This window comes from Nocardiopsis prasina DSM 43845, from assembly GCF_000341265.1.
Classification (GTDB): Bacteria; Actinomycetota; Actinomycetes; order Streptosporangiales; family Streptosporangiaceae; genus Nocardiopsis; species Nocardiopsis prasina.
This window is the reverse complement of sequence record NZ_ANAE01000072.1, coordinates 19,565-40,393: the sequence shown is the minus strand read 5'-3', so window position 1 is coordinate 40,393 and position 20,829 is coordinate 19,565. Positions and strand designations below refer to the sequence as shown.

The 20,829-nt window shown below is 70.2% G+C and carries 18 protein-coding genes; 10 read left to right on the top strand and 8 right to left on the bottom strand.

What is annotated here, in order from left to right; translation table 11 throughout:
- Positions 1-260 precede the first annotated feature (260 nt).
- Entirely contained in the window at positions 261-749 is a 489-nt protein-coding gene (locus D452_RS0102375) for an Lrp/AsnC family transcriptional regulator (protein WP_017542552.1), read from the bottom strand.
- Between the two features lie 108 nt (positions 750-857).
- Positions 858-2,462 carry a PucR family transcriptional regulator gene (locus tag D452_RS0102370; protein WP_017542551.1) on the bottom strand — a complete coding sequence of 535 codons (1,605 nt, stop codon included), beginning with the start codon at positions 2,460-2,462 and terminating at the stop codon, positions 858-860.
- Positions 2,463-2,644: 182 nt separating this feature from the next.
- Between D452_RS0102370 and D452_RS0102365 the strand changes: the two genes are divergently transcribed.
- Entirely contained in the window at positions 2,645-3,931 is a 1,287-nt protein-coding gene (locus tag D452_RS0102365; protein WP_017542550.1) for an aspartate aminotransferase family protein, read from the top strand.
- A gap of 26 nt (positions 3,932-3,957) precedes the next feature.
- Positions 3,958-5,466 carry a CoA-acylating methylmalonate-semialdehyde dehydrogenase gene (locus D452_RS0102360; RefSeq protein WP_017542549.1) on the top strand — a complete coding sequence of 503 codons (1,509 nt, stop codon included), beginning with the start codon at positions 3,958-3,960 and terminating at the stop codon, positions 5,464-5,466.
- 252 nt (positions 5,467-5,718) lie between these two features.
- Here the strand turns inward: D452_RS0102360 and D452_RS0102355 are convergent, their stop codons facing one another.
- Both D452_RS0102355 and D452_RS0102350 read right to left on the bottom strand, forming a co-directional pair.
- Positions 5,719-5,961, bottom strand: a complete 243-nt coding sequence (locus D452_RS0102355) for a hypothetical protein (protein WP_017542548.1) — start codon at positions 5,959-5,961, stop codon at positions 5,719-5,721.
- 240 nt (positions 5,962-6,201) lie between these two features.
- Positions 6,202-7,014, bottom strand: coding sequence for a carbon-nitrogen hydrolase family protein (locus D452_RS0102350; protein ID WP_017542547.1), 813 nt, complete (start codon positions 7,012-7,014; stop codon positions 6,202-6,204).
- Between the two features lie 123 nt (positions 7,015-7,137).
- On the opposite strand from D452_RS0102350, the gene D452_RS0102340 reads away from it, so the two are divergent.
- Genes D452_RS0102340 through D452_RS0102330 form a run of 3 tightly spaced genes read left to right on the top strand, consistent with a single transcriptional unit; the run spans position 7,138 to position 10,367 of the window.
- Positions 7,138-7,824 (top strand): TetR/AcrR family transcriptional regulator, encoded by a 687-nt coding sequence (locus D452_RS0102340; protein ID WP_017542546.1) that lies wholly within the window; start codon positions 7,138-7,140, stop codon positions 7,822-7,824.
- A 24-nt stretch (positions 7,825-7,848) separates the two neighbouring features.
- A complete protein-coding gene (locus D452_RS0102335) occupies positions 7,849-8,772 on the top strand; it encodes an ABC transporter ATP-binding protein (RefSeq protein WP_017542545.1) in 924 nt (307 codons plus the stop codon).
- On the top strand, positions 8,769-10,367 hold the full coding sequence (locus tag D452_RS0102330) for an ABC transporter permease (protein WP_017542544.1): 1,599 nt from the start codon (positions 8,769-8,771) through the stop codon (positions 10,365-10,367). The genes D452_RS0102335 and D452_RS0102330 overlap by 4 nt, the downstream gene beginning before the upstream one ends.
- A gap of 65 nt (positions 10,368-10,432) precedes the next feature.
- Here the strand turns inward: D452_RS0102330 and D452_RS0102325 are convergent, their stop codons facing one another.
- Positions 10,433-10,795: a DUF4333 domain-containing protein gene (locus D452_RS0102325; RefSeq protein WP_026128906.1), complete on the bottom strand. Its 363-nt coding sequence runs from the start codon at positions 10,793-10,795 to the stop codon at positions 10,433-10,435.
- Between the two features lie 144 nt (positions 10,796-10,939).
- Between D452_RS0102325 and D452_RS0102320 the strand changes: the two genes are divergently transcribed.
- A complete protein-coding gene (locus D452_RS0102320) occupies positions 10,940-11,758 on the top strand; it encodes an alpha/beta hydrolase (protein WP_017542542.1) in 819 nt (272 codons plus the stop codon).
- Positions 11,759-11,776: 18 nt separating this feature from the next.
- Here the strand turns inward: D452_RS0102320 and D452_RS0102315 are convergent, their stop codons facing one another.
- Positions 11,777-12,247, bottom strand: a complete 471-nt coding sequence (locus D452_RS0102315) for a YqaA family protein (RefSeq protein ID WP_017542541.1) — start codon at positions 12,245-12,247, stop codon at positions 11,777-11,779.
- 9 nt (positions 12,248-12,256) lie between these two features.
- Entirely contained in the window at positions 12,257-13,354 is a 1,098-nt protein-coding gene (gene rlmN, locus D452_RS0102310) for a 23S rRNA (adenine(2503)-C(2))-methyltransferase RlmN (RefSeq protein WP_017542540.1), read from the bottom strand.
- Positions 13,355-13,566: 212 nt separating this feature from the next.
- On the opposite strand from rlmN, the gene D452_RS0102305 reads away from it, so the two are divergent.
- Positions 13,567-14,655 (top strand): suppressor of fused domain protein, encoded by a 1,089-nt coding sequence (locus D452_RS0102305; protein ID WP_017542539.1) that lies wholly within the window; start codon positions 13,567-13,569, stop codon positions 14,653-14,655.
- A gap of 108 nt (positions 14,656-14,763) precedes the next feature.
- The gene (locus tag D452_RS0102300) at positions 14,764-15,987 is read left to right on the top strand and encodes an MFS transporter (RefSeq protein WP_017542538.1); all 1,224 of its coding nucleotides are present in this window, start codon (positions 14,764-14,766) and stop codon (positions 15,985-15,987) included.
- On the opposite strand, the gene D452_RS0102295 is transcribed toward D452_RS0102300, so the two are convergent.
- Positions 15,973-16,368 carry a BlaI/MecI/CopY family transcriptional regulator gene (locus D452_RS0102295; RefSeq protein WP_017542537.1) on the bottom strand — a complete coding sequence of 132 codons (396 nt, stop codon included), beginning with the start codon at positions 16,366-16,368 and terminating at the stop codon, positions 15,973-15,975. The genes D452_RS0102300 and D452_RS0102295 overlap by 15 nt on opposite strands.
- A gap of 540 nt (positions 16,369-16,908) precedes the next feature.
- Here D452_RS0102295 and D452_RS0102290 point away from each other — a divergent pair.
- Both D452_RS0102290 and D452_RS0102285 read left to right on the top strand, forming a co-directional pair.
- Positions 16,909-20,538, top strand: a complete 3,630-nt coding sequence (locus D452_RS0102290) for a multifunctional oxoglutarate decarboxylase/oxoglutarate dehydrogenase thiamine pyrophosphate-binding subunit/dihydrolipoyllysine-residue succinyltransferase subunit (protein WP_017542536.1) — start codon at positions 16,909-16,911, stop codon at positions 20,536-20,538.
- A gap of 10 nt (positions 20,539-20,548) precedes the next feature.
- A complete protein-coding gene (locus D452_RS0102285) occupies positions 20,549-20,728 on the top strand; it encodes a DUF6104 family protein (RefSeq protein WP_017542535.1) in 180 nt (59 codons plus the stop codon).
- Positions 20,729-20,829 lie beyond the last annotated feature (101 nt).

Here is a 20,829-nt window from a genome sequence, read left to right as displayed (position 1 = left end):
AGCCGCCAGCGAGGAACGAACCAGGCGCAGACGAGGATGCTGTGTTGCCTTGAACCCAAATCCCTCTGCAAGGCACCGAACCCCGGGCCAAAGCGAAGCCGGAGGCCCAAAGAAGATGAGGACGCCGGAGAGGGTTCTGGAGGTGGTGAAGGTGGGATCGCGAGGAACGAGCCATCACACCGAAGACGTCGAAGGTTCCTCTGCAAAGGCACCGAACCCGGGCCAAAGCGAAGCGGAGGCCCCAGGAAGCACAGCCGCTCCTACCTGGTCCCCCAGGCGTAGGTCTGCTTGCGCAACTTGAGGTAGAGGAAGGTCTCGGTGCTCTCCACGGTCTCCACCGCGCGGATCTCGGCGAGGATGTCCAGCAGGCGGGCGTCGTCCTCGGCGACGACCTCGACCATGAGGTCGAAGGAGCCCGCCGTGATGACCACGTACTCTACGCCCGCCAGCTCGGAGACGGCGTCGGCGGCGGCGTTGAGGTCGCCGCTGGTGCGCACGCCGATCATCGCCTGGCGCTCGAAGCCCAGTGTCATGGGGTCGGTGACGCCCACCACCTGGACCACCCCGGACTCCAGTAGGCGCTGCACGCGCTGGCGCACGGCGGCCTCCGACAGGCCCACGGTCTTGCCGATGGCCGCGTAGGACAGGCGTCCGTCCTGCTGGAGGACCTCGATGATGCGTTTGGCCGTCTCGTCCAACACCACCCCGTTGACCCGTCGTGCGGGTCCGGGGTCAAGGTGCTCGGTCACTGGGGTCCTCCACGCGTCAATCAGGAATCCCTTGTCAAGATGGAGATTCACAACGGAATCCAACGTACTGCACCGGTGTGACGAACAGGTGCCGAACGGAGGGCTCCCCTACTGCTGGTCCCGGACCGAGTCCAGGGACAGCAGGGCCACGTGAAGGGAAAGGCAGGTCTCCACCGACTCCAGGTCGGCGTCGAGCACGTTGGCGATCCGGCGCAGCCGTTCGTAGAAGGCGGGCCGGGACAGGTGCGCCCGGCTCGCGGCCAGCGCCTTGTTGCGCCCCGCCCCCAGATAGTGGCGAAGCATGTCGGCGAGGTCGCCGCCGTGCCGGGCGTCGTGGTCCAGGAGCGGCCCCAACTCGCGCTCCACGTAGGTCTGGAGGCGCTCGTCGTCGCGGAACAGGTGCAGCAGCCCGCGCAGGTGGAGGTCGGGCAGGCGGTAGAAGGGACGCCGGTCGCTCTGCTTGATCGCCACGTCGCCCACCTGGCGGGCCTCCAGGAAGGAGCGGCGCACCTCACGGACGTCGTCGGCGGCCGACCCCACCGCGAGCACCGCCGCGTCCCCCACGGCGCCGCGCACCCGGTCCGCGAGCAGGTGCAGCGTGGCGTCCAGGCGTCTGCGGTCCGGCAGGGCGAGCAGGATACCCACGCGCAAGTCGTCGAGGGAGCCCACCAGCGCGGGCAGGCGGAGTTCGCGGCAGGCGCGGGCGGCGCCCTCGGCGGTGTCGGACAGACGGGCCTGCGCGGCCAGACCGGTCCCGCTCTCGCGCAGCCGCAGGACCAGGCCGACCATCTCGCGGTTGTGCAGGGGCACACCCACGGCGCGGGCCCGGACCAGGGCTTCCTCCGGATCGGAGTAGGCGCGGTCGATGATGCCCGCGATGATCGTGCGGTGGGTCTGGCGTTCCAGGCTCTCCTGGTGGCGCTCCAGCAGCCGTCCCAACGCCAGGGTGGTGGCGGCGCGTTCGATGAGCATGGTCTGCCGGGCGGTGGGGGTGGCCCCGGTGATGAGGATCAGCCGCCCCCAGTCCTGCCCCCGGGCGCCGACCGTCGTGACCAGCCAGCCCGAGGAGGGCGCGTGGACGGTCCGGGTTCCGGTGCGGATCGCTCGTGACCGGCTCTCCCAGGCGGTCAGCAGGGTTCCGGGGTCCTCTCCGTTGAGGTCGCAGGCCAGGACCTGGTGGGTGAGGTTCTCCAGGACCACCGGGCAGCCGGAGAGCTGGGCCACCTCGTGCAGGATCTGCCCGACGTCGGCGCCCTCCACGGACAGCTGGGTGAAGACCGAGTGGAGCTTCTCGGACTCGCGCAGCTCCTCCAGCTGCTCGTTGACCACCCGGATGTGCACGGCCTCGGTGATCTCGACGAAGCGGGCCTCGCGGTCGAGGAGGATGACCGCGATGCGGGCGTCGCGGGCGGCGTCGAGGAACGCCTTCGGGAGTTCGGCGTGGTACTTGCGACCGAGTTCGACGGCGATCCCGCTGACACCGGCGTCGGCGATGTCCTCGATGTAGCGCCGCAGGGCGTCGGGGTCGTCGGGCATGGCGATCCCGGTGCTGAGCACCAGCTCACCACCGCGCAGCAGGTGGGCGAGGTCGGTGACCTCCGCGATGTGGACCCAGCGCACGGCCACGTCCAGGTACTCGGAACCGGCCACCACTCGGGGCCTGGCCTTCTGGAGGGCGGGAAGCTGGAGGACCTCGGCAAGGGTGGGAAGCACAGGCGACAGTCTAGGACGCTCTGTCAGATTCGAGGGCGTAGTGCTTACATCGTGCTGGTGGCTCCGACTCGTGAGCTCCGCCGAGGCCGCCCGACGTATGCTTTACACGTTGTAAGTCCGACCAGCATGTTGTCAACATGGTGATCCTGGCCAAGCCCCCGGGCCCTGGGGACACTGGGGGCATGTCGGAACTCCTTGCGCGCCACCGCGCGGTCATGCCCTCCTGGTTGCCCCTGTACTACGAGTCCCCGCTGGAGATCGTGAGCGGAAAGGGCGCCCGGGTCACGGACGCCGAAGGCCGCACCTACCTGGACTTCTTCACCGGCATCGTGACCAACATGCTCGGCTACGACGTCGCCGAGGTGCGCGAGGCGGTGGAACGCCAGCTCGCCAAGGGCGTCGTCCACACCTCCACCCTCTACCTCATCCGCGCACAGGTCGAGCTGGCGGAGAGGATCGCCCGGCTGTCCGGCATCCCCGACGCCAAGGTCTTCTTCACCAACTCCGGCACCGAGGCCAACGAGACCGCACTGCTGCTGGCCACGCACGCGCGCGGCAGCGACGAGGTCCTCGCCCTGCGCGGCAGCTACCACGGGCGGTCCTTCGGGACCGTCGCGGTCACCGGCAACCGTGCCTGGAAGAACTCCTCGCTCTCCCCCCTCAACGTCCACTACCTGCACGGCACGGACCACTCCTCCCCCGCGTTCCGGAACCTCACGGAGCAGGAGTACATCGACGTCTGCGTCGCCGACCTGCGCGAGGTCCTGGACACCGCGGCGCCCAACGTGGCCTGTCTGATCGCGGAGCCGGTCCAGGGCGTGGGCGGGTTCGCGATGCCCCCGGACGGTCTGTACGCCGCCTACAAGGAGGTCCTCGACGAGCACGGCATCCTGTTCGTCTCCGACGAGGTGCAGACCGGGTGGGGCCGGACCGGGACCAGCTTCTTCGGGATCGGCAACCACGGGGTCACCCCGGACGCCATGACCTTCGCCAAGGGGCTGGGCAACGGCTTCGCGGTGGGCGGTGTGGTGGCGCGCGGCGACCTCATGGACGGTCTGACGGCCCTGGGCGTGGCCACCTTCGGCGGCAACCCGGTGTCCATGGCCGCGGCCGGGGCCACCCTCGACTACGTGCTGGAGCACGACCTCCAGGGCAACGCGCTCCGCCAGGGCACCACCGTGGTCGAGGGTCTGCGGGCGCTGCGCGAGCTGGACTGCGTGAGGGACGTGCGCGGCAAGGGCCTGATGTTCGCCATCGAGATGGTCGACCCCGCCACCAGCGCACCGTCCTCACCCCTGGCCGGGAAGGTGCTGGAGGCCACCCGCGAGCGCGGTCTGCTGGTGGGCAAGGGGGGCGTCCACGGCAACGTGCTGCGCATGGCCCCGCCACTGAACCTGACGACCGAGGAGGCGGCGGAGGGCCGCGACATCCTGCTGGACGCCGTCCGCGCCGTCGCCGACCACGCCTGAAGCCCCCGCCACCAGGAAGAGGAAGCATGAGCAAGCACGTCACCCACTGGATCGGCGGCGGCGCCCACGAGGGGCCCGCCGAGCGGACCGGTGACATCTACAACCCGGCGTCCGGCGCGGTCACCGGGACGGTGGCCCTGGCCGGGACGGAGGAGGTCGACGCGGCCGTGGCAGCGGCCAGGGCGGCCTTCCCTGGCTGGCGGGACACCTCGCTCTCCAAGCGGGTCCAGGTCCTGTTCCGCTTCCGGGAACTGCTGCGCGCCAACAGCGACCGGCTGGCCGCGGTCGTCAGCTCCGAGCACGGCAAGGTCTTCTCCGACGCCCAGGGCGAGGTGGCGCGGGGCCTGGAGGTCGTGGACTTCGCCTGCGGCATCCCCCACCTACTCAAGGGCGGGTACTCCGAGAACGTGTCCACCGGGGTGGACGCCTACTCGATCCTCCAGCCGCTGGGGGTGGTCAGCGGGATCACGCCGTTCAACTTCCCGGCGATGGTCCCGATGTGGATGTTCCCGGTGGCGATCGCCTGCGGCAACACGTTCGTGCTCAAGCCCAGCGAGAAGGACCCGTCCGCGTCCTTGGTCCTGGCGGAACTGTGGGCCGAGGCGGGGCTGCCCGAGGGTGTCTTCAACGTCGTGCACGGGGACAAGGTCGCGGTCGACGCGATCCTGGAGCACCCGGACGTGGCGGCGGTCAGTTTCGTCGGCTCCACACCGATCGCCAAGTACGTCTACCGCAACGCCGCAGAGCACGGCAAGCGTGTCCAGGCCCTCGGCGGCGCCAAGAACCACATGGTGGTGCTGCCCGACGCGGACCTCGACCTGGCCGCGGACTCGGCGGTCTCGGCCGGGTTCGGTTCGGCGGGCGAGCGATGCATGGCCATCTCGGCGGTGGCCGTGGTGGACTCGGTCGCCGACGACCTGCTGGAGCGTATCCGTGAGCGGGTCTCACGGCTGAGGGTCGGCCCCGGCGACGACGACCGCAGCGAGATGGGTCCGCTGGTCACCCGGGAGCACCGCGACAAGGTGGCCTCCTACCTGGAGTCCGGGGTGCGCGAGGGGGCCACCCTGGCCATCGACGGCCGGGTCCACCCGGTGCTGGGCGGTGCGGCGGACGGCTTCTGGCTGGGGCCCTCGGTCCTGGACCACGTCGACCCCGGGATGTCCTGCTACCGCGACGAGATCTTCGGCCCCGTACTGAGCGTGGTCCGCGTGGGCGACTACGACGAGGCGGTCCGGCTGGTCAACGAGAACCCCTACGGCAACGGGACCGCGATCTTCACCAACGACGGCGGTGCCGCCCGGCGCTTCCAGAACGAGATCGAGGTGGGGATGGTGGGGATCAACGTACCCATCCCGGTGCCGATGGCGTACTACTCCTTCGGCGGCTGGAAGCAGTCGCTGTTCGGTGACTCGCACGCGCACGGCACCGAGGGCGTCCACTTCTACACCCGCACCAAGGCGGTCACGGCCCGGTGGACCGACCCGGGGCAGCGCCCCCAGGGCGGCGTCGACCTGGGGTTTCCCATCAACGGGTAACCCCGGTCCCCTCGAAATAACGACGGATGTCTCTCACTGACCGTCTACGGCGGGCCACACGGAGTATCGTGGTTCACCGGCGCCCCCTCGTGGGGCGCGGGCCGCGGACAGCGCGTGCCACGAGAGACCATCCTGGATGGACGTGCTCAATTCCCCTCCTCCCCATGGAAGCGGGTGCGTCAACGGAAGCGCTCCGGGTCCTCAAGACTCCCCCTGGACCCGGAGCGCGACCGTCTCCACCGCCGTCACCACCTAGCGTGCCGCGATCAGCGACCCGCTGGCGGCGACCGGCTGGTGGCCGATCATCCCCGCGCACTCGTCACATCCGTACACCTGGCTGCCGTCCGGCAGTTCGCCCAGGACCCGGCGGGGCCGGGGCCACTTGACGTGGCAGACGACGCAGGCATCCCCCATGCACTGCGCCCCGCTGAGCCAGCTCGGGTCGTAGACGTGGATCTCGGATGCGGCGTCAGGCCTCGTGTCCCGTTCGCACATCGTGCTCGTTCCGCGCAATGTCCTTGCTCCCCCCGTGGTTTAGGACAGTCTGGCGGGCCGATAGTTACCGGCTCTTAATTGAATCAGAAGCTATCGGCGCCTGGAAGGGTCCGGACCGATCTAAATCACTCCGCGCAGGGAGATCATAACCCTAAGTGACGAACCCTGGGAAGACCCCAGTTCATTGATGGTCTTTTCTACGATGAGCCGGATATGTCCCGGCCCGTACAGAGCTGGGACTCAGTCCCGGGCGTGCGGAATCACCGAGAATCGGCGCAGGGACAGCGCCGGGTTCGTGACACGCACCGCCTCCACACGCTCGGCCGAAACCTCCGCCGAGGCCACCTCGAAGGTCTGCTCTCCCAGGGACGCCAGCGCGGTCCCCATCGGGTCGACCACCGTGCTGCCGCCCGCACCGGTGGGCGCGGCCTGCCCGGAGGCGACCACGTACACCGTGTTCTCGATGGCGCGCGCCCGGGCCAGCGTGCGCCAGTGGTCCTCCTTGAGGGGCCCCGGCACCCACTGCGCGGCCAGCAGCACCACGTGCGCACCGACGTCGGCGATCCGCCGGGTCACCTCGGGGAAGCGCAAGTCGTAGCAGGTCTGGAGGCCGAAGACCACGTCGCCCACGGTGAAGGTCTCCGGGGCGTCGATCGGCCCGGGGGCGACCACGTCCGACTCCCGCGCCCCGAAGGAGTCGTAGAGGTGGATCTTGCGGTAGAGCGCGACCCGCTTCCCCTCCGGTGAGAGCGCGACCAGCGTGTTCGTGAAGTGGGTGGAGCCCGGCTCCCCGGCCTCGTTCACGCCCAGCACCAGGTACACGCCCTCGCGTCGGGCGGTGTCCGCGGCGTCGGACAGGAAGGGGCCGTCCAGGGGTTCGGCGGCCTCCACGAAGCGCTGGTCGGTGCGTGGCGCGGTGAACATCGTGTACTCGGGGAACAGGACGACCCGCGCTCCCCGTCCGGCGGCCCGCGCAGTGAGCTCCGCGACCGAGCGCTGGTTCTCTGCCTTGTCCTGCCCCGGCGCGAACTGGGCGACCGCGACCTGCACCATCGAACTTCCCCCTCGTGACCTGGGAACCGGACCGGCTGGCGACCCCGGACGTGCCCCGAGTGTACGCCCGGATCACGCACACCCCCTTGCACTGCGACTAAACACGTGTTTAATCTATTGAACATGAGTTCAGTCCCTTCGGAAGACCTGACCGCACGAGCCCGGGTACGCGACGCGGCCGTCGCGTGCTTCGGCCAGTACGGCTTCGGCGTCTCGGTACGCACCATCGCCGACCACGCGGGGGTCTCCCCCGGTCTGGTCATCCACCACTTCGGCAGCAAGGCCCGGCTCCGCCAGGCCTGCGACGACCACGTGCGGGGCGTCATCAACGAACTCAAGGGGGAGGCGTTCGCCGAGCCCGCGCGGCAGACCTTCCTGCAACAGCTGGCCGAGACCGACCAGTACGCGCCGGTCCTGGGGTACGTCCTGCACGCCCTCCAGGCGGGTGGCCCCCTCGCGGTCTCGATGTACGACCTCATGGTCGAGGACGCCGAGCGCTACATCGCCGTCGCGGAGGAGGCGGGTGCCGTCCGCCCGAGCCGGGACCCGGCGGGCCGGGCCCGCTGGGCGGTCTCTTCGGCGCTCGGCTCGCTCCTGCTCCACGTGCGCCTGCGCCACCCCGGGCCGGACGTCGACTACCGGCAGGTCTTCCACACCTGGATGGCGGAGCACATGCTCGCCGTCCTGGAGGCCTACACCGAACCGGTGCTGGCCGACACCTCCCTGCTGGACGCCTACCTCTCGGCCAGCACCGAAACCCCTCCCACGACCGCCCCGGACACCGGCGGCGACGGCAACGACGACACCTGAACCCCGCACCACGAGGAGCAGCCCATGTCACCAGCGAACGCCGTCGAGGTCCGTGGCCTCGACAAGTCCTTCGGCCGGTTCAGGGCCCTGGACAAGCTCGACCTCACCGTGGAAACCGGCCAGGTGGTGGGCTTTCTCGGCCCCAACGGCGCCGGTAAGTCCACCACCATCCGGGTCCTGCTCGGCCTGCTCAGAGCCGACTCCGGCTCGGTTCGCATGCTCGGCGGCGACCCGTGGAAGGAGGCGGTGAGCCTGCACCGCCGCCTGGCCTACGTGCCCGGCGACGTCTCGCTCTGGCCCAACCTCACCGGCGGTGAGGCCATCGACCTGCTGGGGCGGCTGCGCGGCGGTCTCGACACCCGCCGCAAGCAGGCCTTCCTGGAGCGCTTCGAGCTCGACCCCACCAAGAAGGCCCGCACCTACTCCAAGGGCAACCGGCAGAAGGTGGCCCTGGTGGCGGCGCTGGCCTCCACCGCCGAACTCCTCGTCCTCGACGAGCCCACCTCGGGGCTGGACCCGCTCATGGAGACGGTGTTCACCAACTGCGTGCGGGAGGTCAAGGAGGAGGGACGCACCGTCCTGCTCTCCAGCCACATCCTGTCCGAGGTCGAGAAGCTCTGCGACACCGTGACGATCATCCGCCGGGGCCGGACCGTGGAGTCCGGTTCCCTGGCCCGGCTGCGCCACCTGACCCGCTCCACGGTCCGAGCCGAAGTCGAGGACGACCCGTCGGCGCTCTCCGGCCTGTCCGGTGTGCACGACCTGGCGGTCAGGGGCCGAACAGTGTCCCTCGCCGTCGACCACGAGCACATGGGCGACGTGCTCAGGCGGGTCACCGACCTGGGTGTGCGCTCCCTCGTCAGCAACCCGCCGTCCCTTGAGGAGCTGTTCCTGCGCCACTACGGCGACGACCTCGACGCCCCCAGCGGCGCGGGTGACCCGGCATGAGCGCCCTCACCGGAACCTGGACCCTGACCCGGTTCGCGCTGCGCCGCGACCGCGTCCGACTCGCCGTGTGGACCGTGGCGCTGGCCGGGACGACCGCCGCCAGCATCCCCGCGCTCGACGGCACCTTCACCAACCGGGAGGAGCGCCAGGCCCGCGCCCAGCTGATCGAGACTCCCACCGGCGTCGTCTTCGGCGGGCCCGGCTACGGCGTTGACGACTACACGCTCAGCCGGATGCTGGTCAACGAGCTGACCATGAGCCTGCTCCTGGCCCTCGCCGTCATGAGCGTCCTGCACGTGGTCCGGCACACCCGGGCCGAGGAGGAGAGCGGCCGGACCGAACTCCTGCGTGCCGGGGTCGTCGGCTCCGCCGCCCAGACCACCGCAGCCCTGCTCACCCTCTCCCTGGTCAACCTGGTGATCGGTGGTCTGGTCACCGCCTCGATGACCGGCTACGGCCTCTCCGCCGCCGACTCGGCGGCCTACGGGCTGGGGCTCGCGCTGGCCGGGATCACCTTCGGGGCGATCACCTCGGTCTGCGCCCAGGTGTCGGAGCACGCGCGCTCCGCCTCAGGGCTCGCCTTCCTGGCCGTGGGCGTGCTCTACATGGTGCGGGTGGTGGGCGACATCGAGGAGCGGGGCGGCACCCCGGTGTCCTGGTTCTCACCGTTCGCGTGGGTGCAACAGACGCGTCCCTTCGTCGACCTGCGCTGGGAACCGCTGGCCCTGTACGGAGTGGTCGTCCTGGTGCTGCTGGCCGTCTCCCACGTCCTGGCGGGCCGGCGCGACGTGGGCGCGGGGCTCGTGTCCTCCCGCCCCGGCAGGCCGGAGGCCGGTCGGCTGCTGTCGGGGACCCTCACCCTGCACCTGCACCAGCAGCGCGGGGCGATCCTGGCCTGGACGGCGGCCGTGTTCGCCTTCGCCTACGCCTTCGGCACCCTGGCCTCCCAGGTCCGGGAGATGCTGGACGGCAACCCGGACCTGGCGGTGCTCCTGGGCGCCGCCGGTGACGACGTGGTCAACGGGTTCCTGGCCATGATCGGGGTCTACGCGGTCATGGCCGCCTCCGCCTACGGGGCGCTCTCGGTGCTGCGGGCACACACCGAGGAGGGCGCCGGACGCGCGGAACTGGTGCTGTCCACAGCGGTGGGGCGGGCGCAGTGGCTCGGCTCCGCCCTGGTGGTCGCCGCCCTGGCCTCGGTGCTGATCACCGTCGCCGGTGGCCTGGGGCTGGGGCTGGGTGCCTCGGTCGCTCTGGGCGAGGCCGACTGGACCTGGCGGACGATCGTGGCCGTGCTCTCCCAGCTCCCGGCGGCCCTGACCTTCGGCGCCCTCGCCGCGCTGTTGTTCGGGACGGCGCCCCGGCTGCTGCCCCTGCTCTGGCTGTGGTTGGCCTACAGCCTGGTCGCGACGATGCTGGGCGGGCTCTTCCACTTCTCGGAGCGGGTGATGGACCTGAGCGCCTTCGAGATCCTGCCGCGCCCGCCCGTGGACGAGTTCGACTCCGCGAGGTTCCTGCTGTACCTCGGCGCGGTGCTGCTCGCCGGGTCGGTGGCACTGCTGGGCTTTCGCGGCCGCGACCTCGCGAGCAACTGAGCCGGAGGCCGCCCGGTACGCCCTCGGGGCGTCTCGGGCGGCCCGCCCGTGTCGGGGACGGCGGACTATCCGTCGACCACGATGTCCCAGTCGACCTGACCGCCGTCGACCGACGTCACGGTGAGGGTGACGCCGAGGCTCTGCCCCCCGGCGGTCAGCTCGCAGCGCATCTGCGCTCCCTCCTCGGCCGGGAGGTTCCCGGGGCACGTGAAGTCGTCCGGCACCTGCCCGACCTGCTCGGAGAGCCTGGAGCTCGACTGGTTCTCGACCTCCTCGACGTCCACGGAGGCAGCGGGGGCCTGCGAGGCCTCCTCCGCGCCCTCCGCGTCGCCCCCGCCAATGCTGAACTCGAAGGAACAGGCGGTGACCAGGAGCAACACCCCCAGGGCAGTCCCGAAGACGATCCCACTACGTCCGACCCGCCGCATCGCGGCCTCCCTCATGTCCGATGATCAGGCACAGGAACAGACGCCGACCAGCGCGTTCCGGTTCCGGGGCGAACCTCCCGGTATCAGGCACGGCGAACGGGTAGTTCACGCGACAGGCACACCCGACCCCCGGGAGGAACCTTGGTGAGACCGGTCCTGATCGTGACGGCCGTGACGGCACTGGTGCTTGTGTTGCTGTTGGGACTCGTGTGGGCGATGCAGCGATCCGTGATCTATCTCCCCTCCCTCGACGAACCCCCGGCCGCCGGATCGGTGATCGAGAGGGCCGAGGACGTCCGGCTGCACACCGAGGACGGGCTCGAACTGGGCGGCTGGTTGGTGCCCCCGTCCGGCGGGGATCGGGAGGCGGCCGTGCTGGTGACCAACGGCAACGCGGGCGACAGACGGACCCGCGCGCCGCTGGCACGGGCGTTGGCCGCCGAGGGCTTCTCCGTGCTGCTCTTCGACTACCGGGGCTACGGGGGCAACCCGGGCTCCCCCAGTGAGGAGGGCCTGGCCGCCGACGCGCGTGCCGCCGCCGACCTCCTCTCCCAGCGCGGCTTCGACTCGGACCGCACCGTGTACTTCGGAGAGAGCCTGGGCGCGGCCGTGGCGGCCGACCTCGCCGACCAGCGCCCTCCGGCGGCGCTCTTCCTGCGCTCGCCCTTCAGCTCGCTGGCCGACATGGGCCGCCACCACTACCCCGTGGTGCCCGTCCGGTCGCTGCTACGGGACGAGTTCCCGGTCACGGAGCTGGTCTCGGGGGTGGACCGGCCCACCACCGTGGTCGTCGGTGACGCCGACGGCGTCGTGCCCCCGGAGCAGAGCCACGAGGTGGCCGAGGCCAGCGCGGACCTGTTCGAGGAGGTCGTGCTGCCCGGGGCGGGCCACAACGACCCGAGGACCATCCACGGCCCGGAGGTCGTCGCGGCCGTCACCCGCCTCGCCGACCACGCCCTCTGACCGGGCGCGCGGCACGGTTCAGGGGAGGACGCCCATGGCCCACGCGGGGGCCAGGACCAGGATGAGGAAACGGGCGAAGCGGGTGACGAAGGTGACCACGCAGAAGAGCACGATGTTCATGCGCAGCACCCCGGCCAGCACGGAGACCACCATGAACGGCGGCACGCTGGCGAAGGAGCTCAGGGCGAGCAGGCCCGCGCCCCAGACGGGGCGCTCCTCGGCCCTGGCCCGCCAGCGGGACACCCGCTCCGTCCACTTGCCGGGGGTGGCGGCGCGGCGCCGCAGCCACGGCGTGGAGATCGTCCCGTAGCCCACGTAGTAGTACGGGATCTTGCCGAGGGTCTGGCCCAGGGCCGCCGCGAGGGCCATCGCCACGAGGGCGCCGTCGTCCAGGAGGGCGACGGCGCCCAGCAGGTACAGCTCGATGTTGATGAGCGGGACCAGCCCCGCCGCGGTGGCCACCACGAAGGCGAGGGCGGTCTCGACCACGTCGGTGTCTTACTTCTCGGCGGCGGCGAGCTGCCCGCAGGCCCCGTCGATCTCCTGGCCCCGGGTGTCGCGGACGGTCACCGAGACGCCGTGGGACTGGAGGCGCCGGACGAACTCGCGCTCGTCCTCGGGGCGCGAGGCGGTCCACTTGGACCCCGGGGTGGGGTTGAGCGGGATGAGGTTGACGTGCACCAGGTGGCCCTTGAGGAGCTTGCCCAGGAGGTCGGCCCGCCAGGCCTGGTCGTTGATGTCCTTGATCAGCGCGTACTCGATGGACACGCGGCGACCGGTGGTCCCGGCGTAGCGCCAGGCGGCGTCCAGGACCTCATCGACCTTCCAGCGGGTGTTGATCGGCACCAGCTCGTCGCGGAGCTCGTCGTCGGGGGCGTGCAGGGAGATCGCCAGACGGACCTGCATCCTCTCGTCGATGAGCTTGTTGATGGCCGGGACCAGGCCCACCGTGGAGACGGTGACCCCGCGCTGGGAGATGCCCATCCCGTCGGGGACCGGGTCGGTGATCTGGCGGACGGTCTGGAGCACGCGCTTGTAGTTGGCCATGGGCTCGCCCATGCCCATGAACACGATGTTGCTGATCCGCCCCGGGCCGCCCGCGACCTCGCCGCGCGCCAGGTCGCGGGCGCTGGCCACGACCTGGTCGACGATCTCGCCGGTGGACAGGTTGCGGGTGAGGCCCGCCTGGCCGGTGGCGCAGAACGGGCAGTTCATGCCGCACCCGGCCTGGGAGGAGATGCACAGGGTGACGCGGTCCGGGTAGCGCATGAGCACCGACTCGAACATCACCCCGTCGAAGGCCTTCCAGAGGGTCTTGCGGGTCATCCCGTTGTCACAGGTGATGTGCCGGACCGGGGTGAGCAGCGTGGGCAGCAGCGCCTCCCCGAGCCGTTCCCGGGAGGACTCCGGGAGGTCGGTCATCTTCGAGGTGTCCGACTCCAGCCCGCCGTAGTAGTGCTTGGCGATCTGCTTGGCACGGAAGGGCTTCTCACCCAGCTCCCTGACGACCTCCAGCCGCTCTTCGGGGCTGAGGTCGGCCAGGTGCCGGGGCGGCTTGGCGCGGCGGGGTGCGACGAATGTGAGCTCGGCGGGCATAAGGATCCGTAAGGAGTGGAGTCGGTGGTCTGCGCCCGGTGCGGGAGGGATGTGGCGGCACGGGTCGTTATACGACCTATACGCGACTGCGGTGCTGCTCCGACTGTCAGGGCACTACCGTCGATTCTACTTAGCTTGTGGACAGGCCGGGCGGCTGTGCCCGCTTCCGGCGGACACGACGACACGACAGCCGTCGGCACGTGGGAGGGCCGGTGACCGAGATCGACGTCCTGCTGGACGAGATCAGCCCCTACCAGAGCCGTCGCGTCGTCGTCGAGTGCGACTCCCACACCACGGCCGCCTACCTGCTGGACGCCCGTGAGCGCATCCGGGTGCCGGTGTGGCTGGCCAACCACGAGGCGGCCCCGCGCGACAGCGAGTCGAGCGGCCTCTACCGGGGGCAGGCCCCCCTCATGCCGGAGGCCCACACCAAGCACCCCCAGGGACGCCCCCGCTTCGACCCGGCCACGCTGCGCGCGGTGTGGTTCGAGGAGGGCGACGGAGTGGCCCTGGTGGACGAGGAGGGCCTGCTCGCGGTGATCCCGGGCTGGGCCGAGGCCGACAGCGGTCTGCCCGGGTACGCCCGCGAGGCGATCGGGCGCAGCGCCTACGCCTGGGAACTGGACTCGGTGCGGGACCAGCTGTGGCCGCGCGTGGTGCACGCCGAGGCCTACTGGGACTGGCGTCGCGCCTCCGGGGCGTGGCGCAGCGTGCAGCGGACCGTCCTCAGCCATCTGAACCGCAGGGTGGGAGAACCCGGCCACTACTGGGACGTGTCCGACGGGCACCCGCCGCTGCTGCGGGTCTCGGAGCGGCCGCCCTCACAGGAGCGGCCCTTCACCGTGCTCTCCACCGTGGGCATGTGCGGACAGCGCATGCCCACCCTGGACCGCTACATGGCCGACACCTCGAACCACGCACGGGTGGAGCTGGCCCTGGCCACGACCCTGCCCGCGCACCACGCCGCCCGGATCTTCCGGTGGATCGGGGCGTTTCCCTGGCGTGCGGTGACGTGGTTCGGGACCGGGCACACCATCAAGTGGCTGGACAACCCCGAGGACCGGTCCATGCGCGGCGGAGCGGGCGCGGTTCTGCTCCTGGAGGACCCCGGCCCCCTGGTGACCGATCCCACCCGCACACCGCCCGACACCTCCGGCCTGTCGTTCCAGGGCGACCCGGTGCGGTGGCTGTGGATCGTGCCGATCACCCGCCCCGAACACCTCTTCGCCAAGGAGCACGACAGCGCCACCCTGGTGGAGAAGCTGGCGGCCGAGGGCCGGAGCTGGGTCCTCGGCCGCTGAGCCTCCCGCCACCGCGAAAAACCGGTTGCCCCCGGCCCGGTGTTCGAAGAGGATGCCCCGGGTGGCGGGCGGACCGAGGGGTGGAGCGCGGATGAACCAGGGGCACGGATGACCCGGGAGCGGGGCGCCGTCCCCGGAATCACGGCCCCGCTGGCCCACACGCCCTTCCGAGTCCTGGTGACGGGTCGTGTGCTCATGCTCTTCGGCAACGGCATGGCGCACGTGGCGCTGGCCTTCGCCGTCCTGGACGTGACCGGCTCCCTGGCCCAGGTGGGACTGGTGGTGGGGGCGCGCTCCATCGCCAACGTGGCGCTGCTGCTGTTGGGCGGAGTCCTCGCCGACCGGTTTCCGCGCGCCCTGGTGATCCGGGGCGCCTGTTTGCTCGCCGCGGTCTCCCAGGCCCTCCTGGCCGTGTTCCTCCTCTCCGGGACGGCCACCCTCTGGCTGATGGTCGCGCTGAGCGTGCTCAACGGGGCCGCGGCCGCCGCGAACCTGCCCGCGATCGCGGCGCTGACCCCGCAGACCGTGCCGGGGTCGCTGTTGCGCCAGGCCAACGCGCTGGCCGGGATCGCCAAGCAGCTGGGCATGTTCGCCGGGATGTCGGTGGGCGGCGTGCTGGTGGGGCTGGTCGGTCCGGGTTGGGCGATCGGCGCGGACGCGGCCCTGTTCGCCGCCGCCGGTCTGGTCTTCCTGTTCCTGCGGGTGCCGTCCACGGCCGTGCCGAGCAGGGGCGTGCTGCGCGACCTGCTGGACGGGTGGAGCGAGTTCGTGGCCCGCCCGTGGGTCTGGATCGTCGTGTTGCAGTTCATGGTGGTCAACGCCGGGTGGTCCTCGGTCACGGCGGTGCTGGGGCCGGGGATCGCCGACGACACGTTCGGCCGGACCACGTGGGGACTGCTCATGGCGGCCAACAGTGTGGGACTGCTGGTCGGCGGGGTGCTCGCGGCCCGGTGGCAGCCGCGACGGGCCCTGTTCTACGGCACGGCGCTGGTCACGCTCCAGACCCTCCCGTTCTTCGTGATGGCCGGGCCCTCACCGCTGGTGCCGCTGCTGTTCGCCGCGATGTTCGCGGGCGGGGTGGCGATGCAGCAGTTCTCGGTGGCCTGGGAGGTCTCCGTGCAGGAGAACGTCCCGCCCGAACGGCTCTCCCGCGTGTACTCCTACGACGCCCTGGGGTCCTTCGTGGCGATGCCGGTGGGACAGATCGCGATCGGGCCGGTGGCCGAGGCCATCGGGCCGGACCGGGCCCTCCTGATCGTGGCGGGGCTGACCCTGACGGCCACGTTCGCGGCGGTGGCCACTCCGAGCGTGCGCTCGCTACGCCGTCGGTGAGGTGTGCGGGCGACCGACGCCGCGCCGGTCGCGCACCTGGCGGAAGACGTGGTGCAGGCGGACCATCTCCTCGTCGCTGAAGCGCTCCACGAAGCGCAGCAGGGTCGCGTCAGGGTCGGGCCCCGTCTCCAGGACCTCGCCCATCACGCGTGCCGTGTACTCGGCGTGGCTCTCACGAGGCCAGTAGGCCCAGGCCCGCCCGTCCTTCTCACGGTCCACCAGACCCTTGTGGAAGAGGATGTTGGCCACCGTCATGACGGTCGTGTAGGCGACCTCCCGGTCGTAGACCATGTGTTCCCGGACCTCGCGCACGGAGAGCGGCCCCTCCGAACTCCACAGGGCCCCCATGATGGCCGCCTCCAGTTCTCCGAGTCCCTTCATGGGCCTCCCCACCCGACTTGTCGCGTTCGTAGGGCGATCGTAGGCACGGGCACCGCCGCCATGGGGGAGAACGGGGAAGAGCGCGCAGATCCGCACATCACCGCCGTCGGACACCGGCGTTTCACGGCCGGACGCGGGCGGGTGACCGTCGGTTGCTGCCCGTGGTGGCCCTGCGCACGACCCCATGGGAAACGTGGTGCGCGCCACAGGGGCCCGGCCCGGGGGCAGTCACAGGAATGCGCACCGAAAACCCCGTCAAACAGGAACAAACGCAGCATGTCGACCACGCAACGCAAAGTGACCGGCACGTAGAGACAAGGTTCGTGTGAAAGATTGTTAGGTATCTCCCAGTTTCAGCTACTCCGATGTTCCCGTCAGGGAGGTCGGTACAAGTAGCCTTGTACCCGACGAGTGCTGGCCAGGTCAGCTTCTTCCCTGCGATGGGGAGCGACTCCGTGCTTCTTCGGGCCCGACTTGCCAGCAGCCACCCGTCTTTCCTAATCATTCACAAGCGAGCTGCGGAAGTGGGCGATCTCCGCCGTGTCGTCTGAGGCGTCTCAACCCCTGACAGATTTCGGCCCGAACGAGTGGCTGGTCGAGGAGCTTTACCAGAAGTACCTCACCGACCCGAATTCGGTTGACAAGGCTTGGTGGAACTTCTTCGCGGACTACAAGCCCGCGGACTCGGCCAACGGGAAGGGTGGGGGCACTGCGACCGCAAAGGCGCAGCCCGAGAAGACCCCCGCCGCACCCGCGCCGAAGAAGAAGGCCGCTGCGGCCCCTGCACCCAAGAACACCGACGATGCACTCCAGGTCAACGAGGAGCGGCTGCGTGGAGCACCCGCCCGCACCGCGACCAACATGGAGTCGAGCCTGACCCTGCCGACCGCGACGAGTGTGCGCGCGGTGCCGGTCAAGCTGCTGTTCGACAACCGCATCGTCATCAACAACCATCTCCGGCGCGGCCGCGGTGGGAAGGTCTCCTTCACCCACCTCATCGGCTACGCCATGGTCAAGGCCCTCAAGGCCCTGCCCGAGATGAACCACTCCTACACGGAGATCGACGGCAAGCCCGGCGTCGCCAAGCCCGAACACGTGAACTTCGGCCTGGCGATCGACCTCCAGAAGCCGGACGGCTCCCGTCAGCTGGTCGTGCCCTCCATCAAGAAGTCCGGCGAGATGGACTTCAACGAGTTCTGGAGCGGCTACGAGGACCTGGTCCGCAAGGCCCGCAACAACAAGCTGGGCGTGCCGGACTTCCAGGGCACCACGATCAGCCTGACCAACCCGGGCGGCATCGGCACCGTGCACTCCGTGCCGCGCCTGATGCCCGGGCAGGGCACCATCCTCGGCGTCGGGGCCATGGAGTACCCGGCCGAGTTCCAGGGCGCGTCCCAGGACACCCTGAGCGAGCTCGGCATCAGCAAGGTCATGACGCTGACCTCGACGTACGACCACCGGATCATCCAGGGTGCCCAGTCGGGCGAGTTCCTGCGCCGCATCCACCAGCTGCTGCTGGGCGAGGACGGCTTCTACGACGAGATCTTCAACTCGCTGCGGATTCCGTACGAGCCGGTCCGCTGGGTGCAGGACATCCACGTCAACAAGGCGACCCAGCTCGACAAGACCACCCGGGTCCAGGAGCTGATCCACGCCTACCGCGTGCGCGGCCACCTCATGGCCGACACCAACCCGCTCGACCACGAGCAGCGCAAGCACCCGGACCTGGACGTGCTCGAGCACGGCCTGACCCTCTGGGACCTGGACCGCGAGTTCCCCACCGGGGGCTTCGGCGGCAAGCAGGTCATGAAGCTGCGCGACGTGCTGGGCGTGCTGCGCGACACCTACTGCCGCACGGTGGGTATCGAGTACATGCACATCCAGAGCCCGGAGGAGCGGGAGTGGATCCAGTCGCACGTCGAGCGCGAGCACGAGAAGCTCGACCGCGACGAGCAGCTGCACATCCTGCACCGGCTCAACAGCGCCGAGGCCTTCGAGACCTTCCTCCAGACCAAGTACGTCGGTCAGAAGCGCTTCTCCCTGGAGGGCGGCGAGTCGCTGATCCCGCTGCTGGACGGCGTGATCTCCAAGGCCGCCAAGGCCGAGCTGGACGAGGCCGTCATCGGCATGGCCCACCGTGGCCGCCTGAACGTGCTCGCCAACATCTGCGGCAAGTCCTACGGGCAGATCTTCGGTGAGTTCGAGGGCAACCTCGACCCGCGCAGCGCGCACGGCTCCGGTGACGTCAAGTACCACCTGGGCACCGAGGGCACCTTCCAGACCCGCGAGGGCGACGCGATCCAGATCTCGCTGTCGGCCAACCCGTCCCACCTGGAGACGGTCAACCCGGTCGCCGAGGGCATCGTCCGCGCCAAGCAGGACGTGCTGGACAAGGGCCCGCACGGCTTCACCGTGCTGCCCATCCTCATCCACGGTGACGCGGCCTTCGCCGGTCAGGGCGTGGTGGCCGAGACGCTGAACCTGTCCCAGCTGCGGGGCTACCGCACCGGTGGCACGGTCCACGTCATCGTGAACAACCAGGTCGGCTTCACCACCTCGCCGACCGACAGCCGCTCCAGCGTGTACGCCACCGACGTCGCGCGGATGGTCCAGGCGCCGATCTTCCACGTCAACGGGGACGACCCCGAGGCCGTGGTCCGGGTCGCCCACCTGGCCTTCGCCTACCGTCAGGCGTTCAACAAGGACGTCGTCATCGACCTCGTCTGCTACCGGCGCCGTGGGCACAACGAGGGCGACAACCCCGCGTTCACCCAGCCCCTCATGTACGACGTCATCGACGCCAAGCGCTCCACCCGCAAGCTGTTCACCGAGTCCCTCATCGGGCGCGGCGACATCACGGTGGAGGAGGCCGAGCAGGCCCTGCGCGACTACCAGTCCGAGCTGGAGCGGGCCTTCACCGAGACCCGCGAGGTCGAGAAGAAGCCGATCGAGCCGGGCGCCGTGGTCAAGCCCGAGGTGTTCACCGAGTCGCGTCTGGACCACTCCAAGGTCGAGACCGCCATCAGCACCGAGACGGTCAAGCGGGTGATCGACACCCAGGTGACGATGCCCGAGGGCTTCACGCCGCACCCGCGTCTGGCACCCCAGCTGACCCGTCGCGCCACGATGGTCGAGACCGACGCCGTCGACTGGGCCACCGGTGAGCTGCTGGCCTTCGGGTCGCTGCTGCTGGACGACCACCCGGTCCGCCTGATCGGTCAGGACAGCCGTCGCGGCACCTTCGGCCAGCGCCACGCCTCGCTCATGGACCGCGAGACCGGCGAGACGTACACGCCGCTCAAGCAGTTCGACAACGGGACCACGAAGTTCCTCGTGCACGACTCGCTGCTCAGCGAGTACGCGGCACTGGGCTTCGAGTACGGCTACTCGCTGACCCGGCCGAACGCGCTGGTCATGTGGGAGGCGCAGTTCGGTGACTTCGTCAACGGCGCGCAGACCGTCATCGACGAGTACATCAGCGCGGGCGAGCAGAAGTGGGGTCAGCGCTCCAGCGTGACCATGCTGCTGCCGCACGGCTACGAGGGCCAGGGCCCGGACCACTCCTCGGCCCGCATCGAGCGGTTCCTGCAGCAGTGCGCGCAGGAGAACATGACCGTCGCGATGCCGAGCACCCCGGCGAGCTACTTCCACCTGCTGCGCTGGCAGGCGAAGTCGCCGTTCGAGCGCCCGCTCGTGGTGTTCACACCCAAGTCGCTGCTGCGTCTGAAGGCCGCGACCTCGGCCGCCGACGACTTCACGTCGGGCCACTTCCAGCCGCTGATCGGGGACGACTCGATCTCGGCGGACAAGGTCCGTCGCGTGGTCATCTGCTCGGGCAAGATCTACTACGACCTGGACGCGGCCCGCCGCAAGAGCGGTGACAAGCACACCGCGATCATCCGGGCGGAGCGGCTCTACCCGCTGCCGATCGAGGAGATCCGCGAGCAGCTCAAGGCCTACCCGAACGCGGGCGAGGTCCTGTGGGTCCAGGAGGAGCCCGCGAACATGGGTCCGTGGCCCTTCGTCGCGCTGGTCTTCTCCGAGCAGCTCGACCGTCCGTTCACCCGGATCTCGCGTCCGGCCTCCTCCGCGCCCGCGGCCGGTTCGGCCAAGCGCCACGAGGCCGAGCAGCGCGCCCTGGTGGACACGGTGTTCCCGCCGGCAGAGTAGGAACGCTTCCATGTACTACACCGATCGCGGGATCGAGGAGTTGGAGAACCGCCGCGGCGAGGAGGAGGTCAGCTTCGCCTGGCTCGCCGAGCAGCTGCGGGTGTTCACCGACCTCAACCCCGAGTTCGAGACCCCGGTCGAACGACTGGCCACCTGGCTGGCCCGGTTGGACGACGAGGACGAGGAGTAGTCACACGGAGCGGCGCCCAGCGGCGTCATCCGGCCGAGGGGCCCGGGTCTTCACTGACCCGGGCCCCTCGGCCGTTCCCGTACCCGGACCCCGAGCCGTCC

What these genes read in the sequence shown, in the direction of transcription:
- D452_RS0102335 (WP_017542545.1), top strand. Translation starts at nt 7,849, where the DNA reads ATGTCACCAGCGAACGCCGTCGAGGTCCGTGGCCTCGACAAGTCCTTC.
- D452_RS0102325 (WP_026128906.1), bottom strand. Translation starts at nt 10,795, where the DNA reads ATGCGGCGGGTCGGACGTAGTGGGATCGTCTTCGGGACTGCCCTGGGG.
- D452_RS0102355 (WP_017542548.1), bottom strand. Translation starts at nt 5,961, where the DNA reads ATGTGCGAACGGGACACGAGGCCTGACGCCGCATCCGAGATCCACGTC.
- D452_RS0102300 (WP_017542538.1), top strand. Translation starts at nt 14,764, where the DNA reads ATGACCCGGGAGCGGGGCGCCGTCCCCGGAATCACGGCCCCGCTGGCC.
- rlmN (WP_017542540.1), bottom strand. Translation starts at nt 13,354, where the DNA reads ATGCCCGCCGAGCTCACATTCGTCGCACCCCGCCGCGCCAAGCCGCCC.
- D452_RS0102360 (WP_017542549.1), top strand. Translation starts at nt 3,958, where the DNA reads ATGAGCAAGCACGTCACCCACTGGATCGGCGGCGGCGCCCACGAGGGG.
- D452_RS0102330 (WP_017542544.1), top strand. Translation starts at nt 8,769, where the DNA reads ATGAGCGCCCTCACCGGAACCTGGACCCTGACCCGGTTCGCGCTGCGC.
- D452_RS0102365 (WP_017542550.1), top strand. Translation starts at nt 2,645, where the DNA reads ATGTCGGAACTCCTTGCGCGCCACCGCGCGGTCATGCCCTCCTGGTTG.
- D452_RS0102340 (WP_017542546.1), top strand. Translation starts at nt 7,138, where the DNA reads ATGAGTTCAGTCCCTTCGGAAGACCTGACCGCACGAGCCCGGGTACGC.
- D452_RS0102295 (WP_017542537.1), bottom strand. Translation starts at nt 16,368, where the DNA reads ATGAAGGGACTCGGAGAACTGGAGGCGGCCATCATGGGGGCCCTGTGG.
- D452_RS0102285 (WP_017542535.1), top strand. Translation starts at nt 20,549, where the DNA reads ATGTACTACACCGATCGCGGGATCGAGGAGTTGGAGAACCGCCGCGGC.
- D452_RS0102350 (WP_017542547.1), bottom strand. Translation starts at nt 7,014, where the DNA reads ATGGTGCAGGTCGCGGTCGCCCAGTTCGCGCCGGGGCAGGACAAGGCA.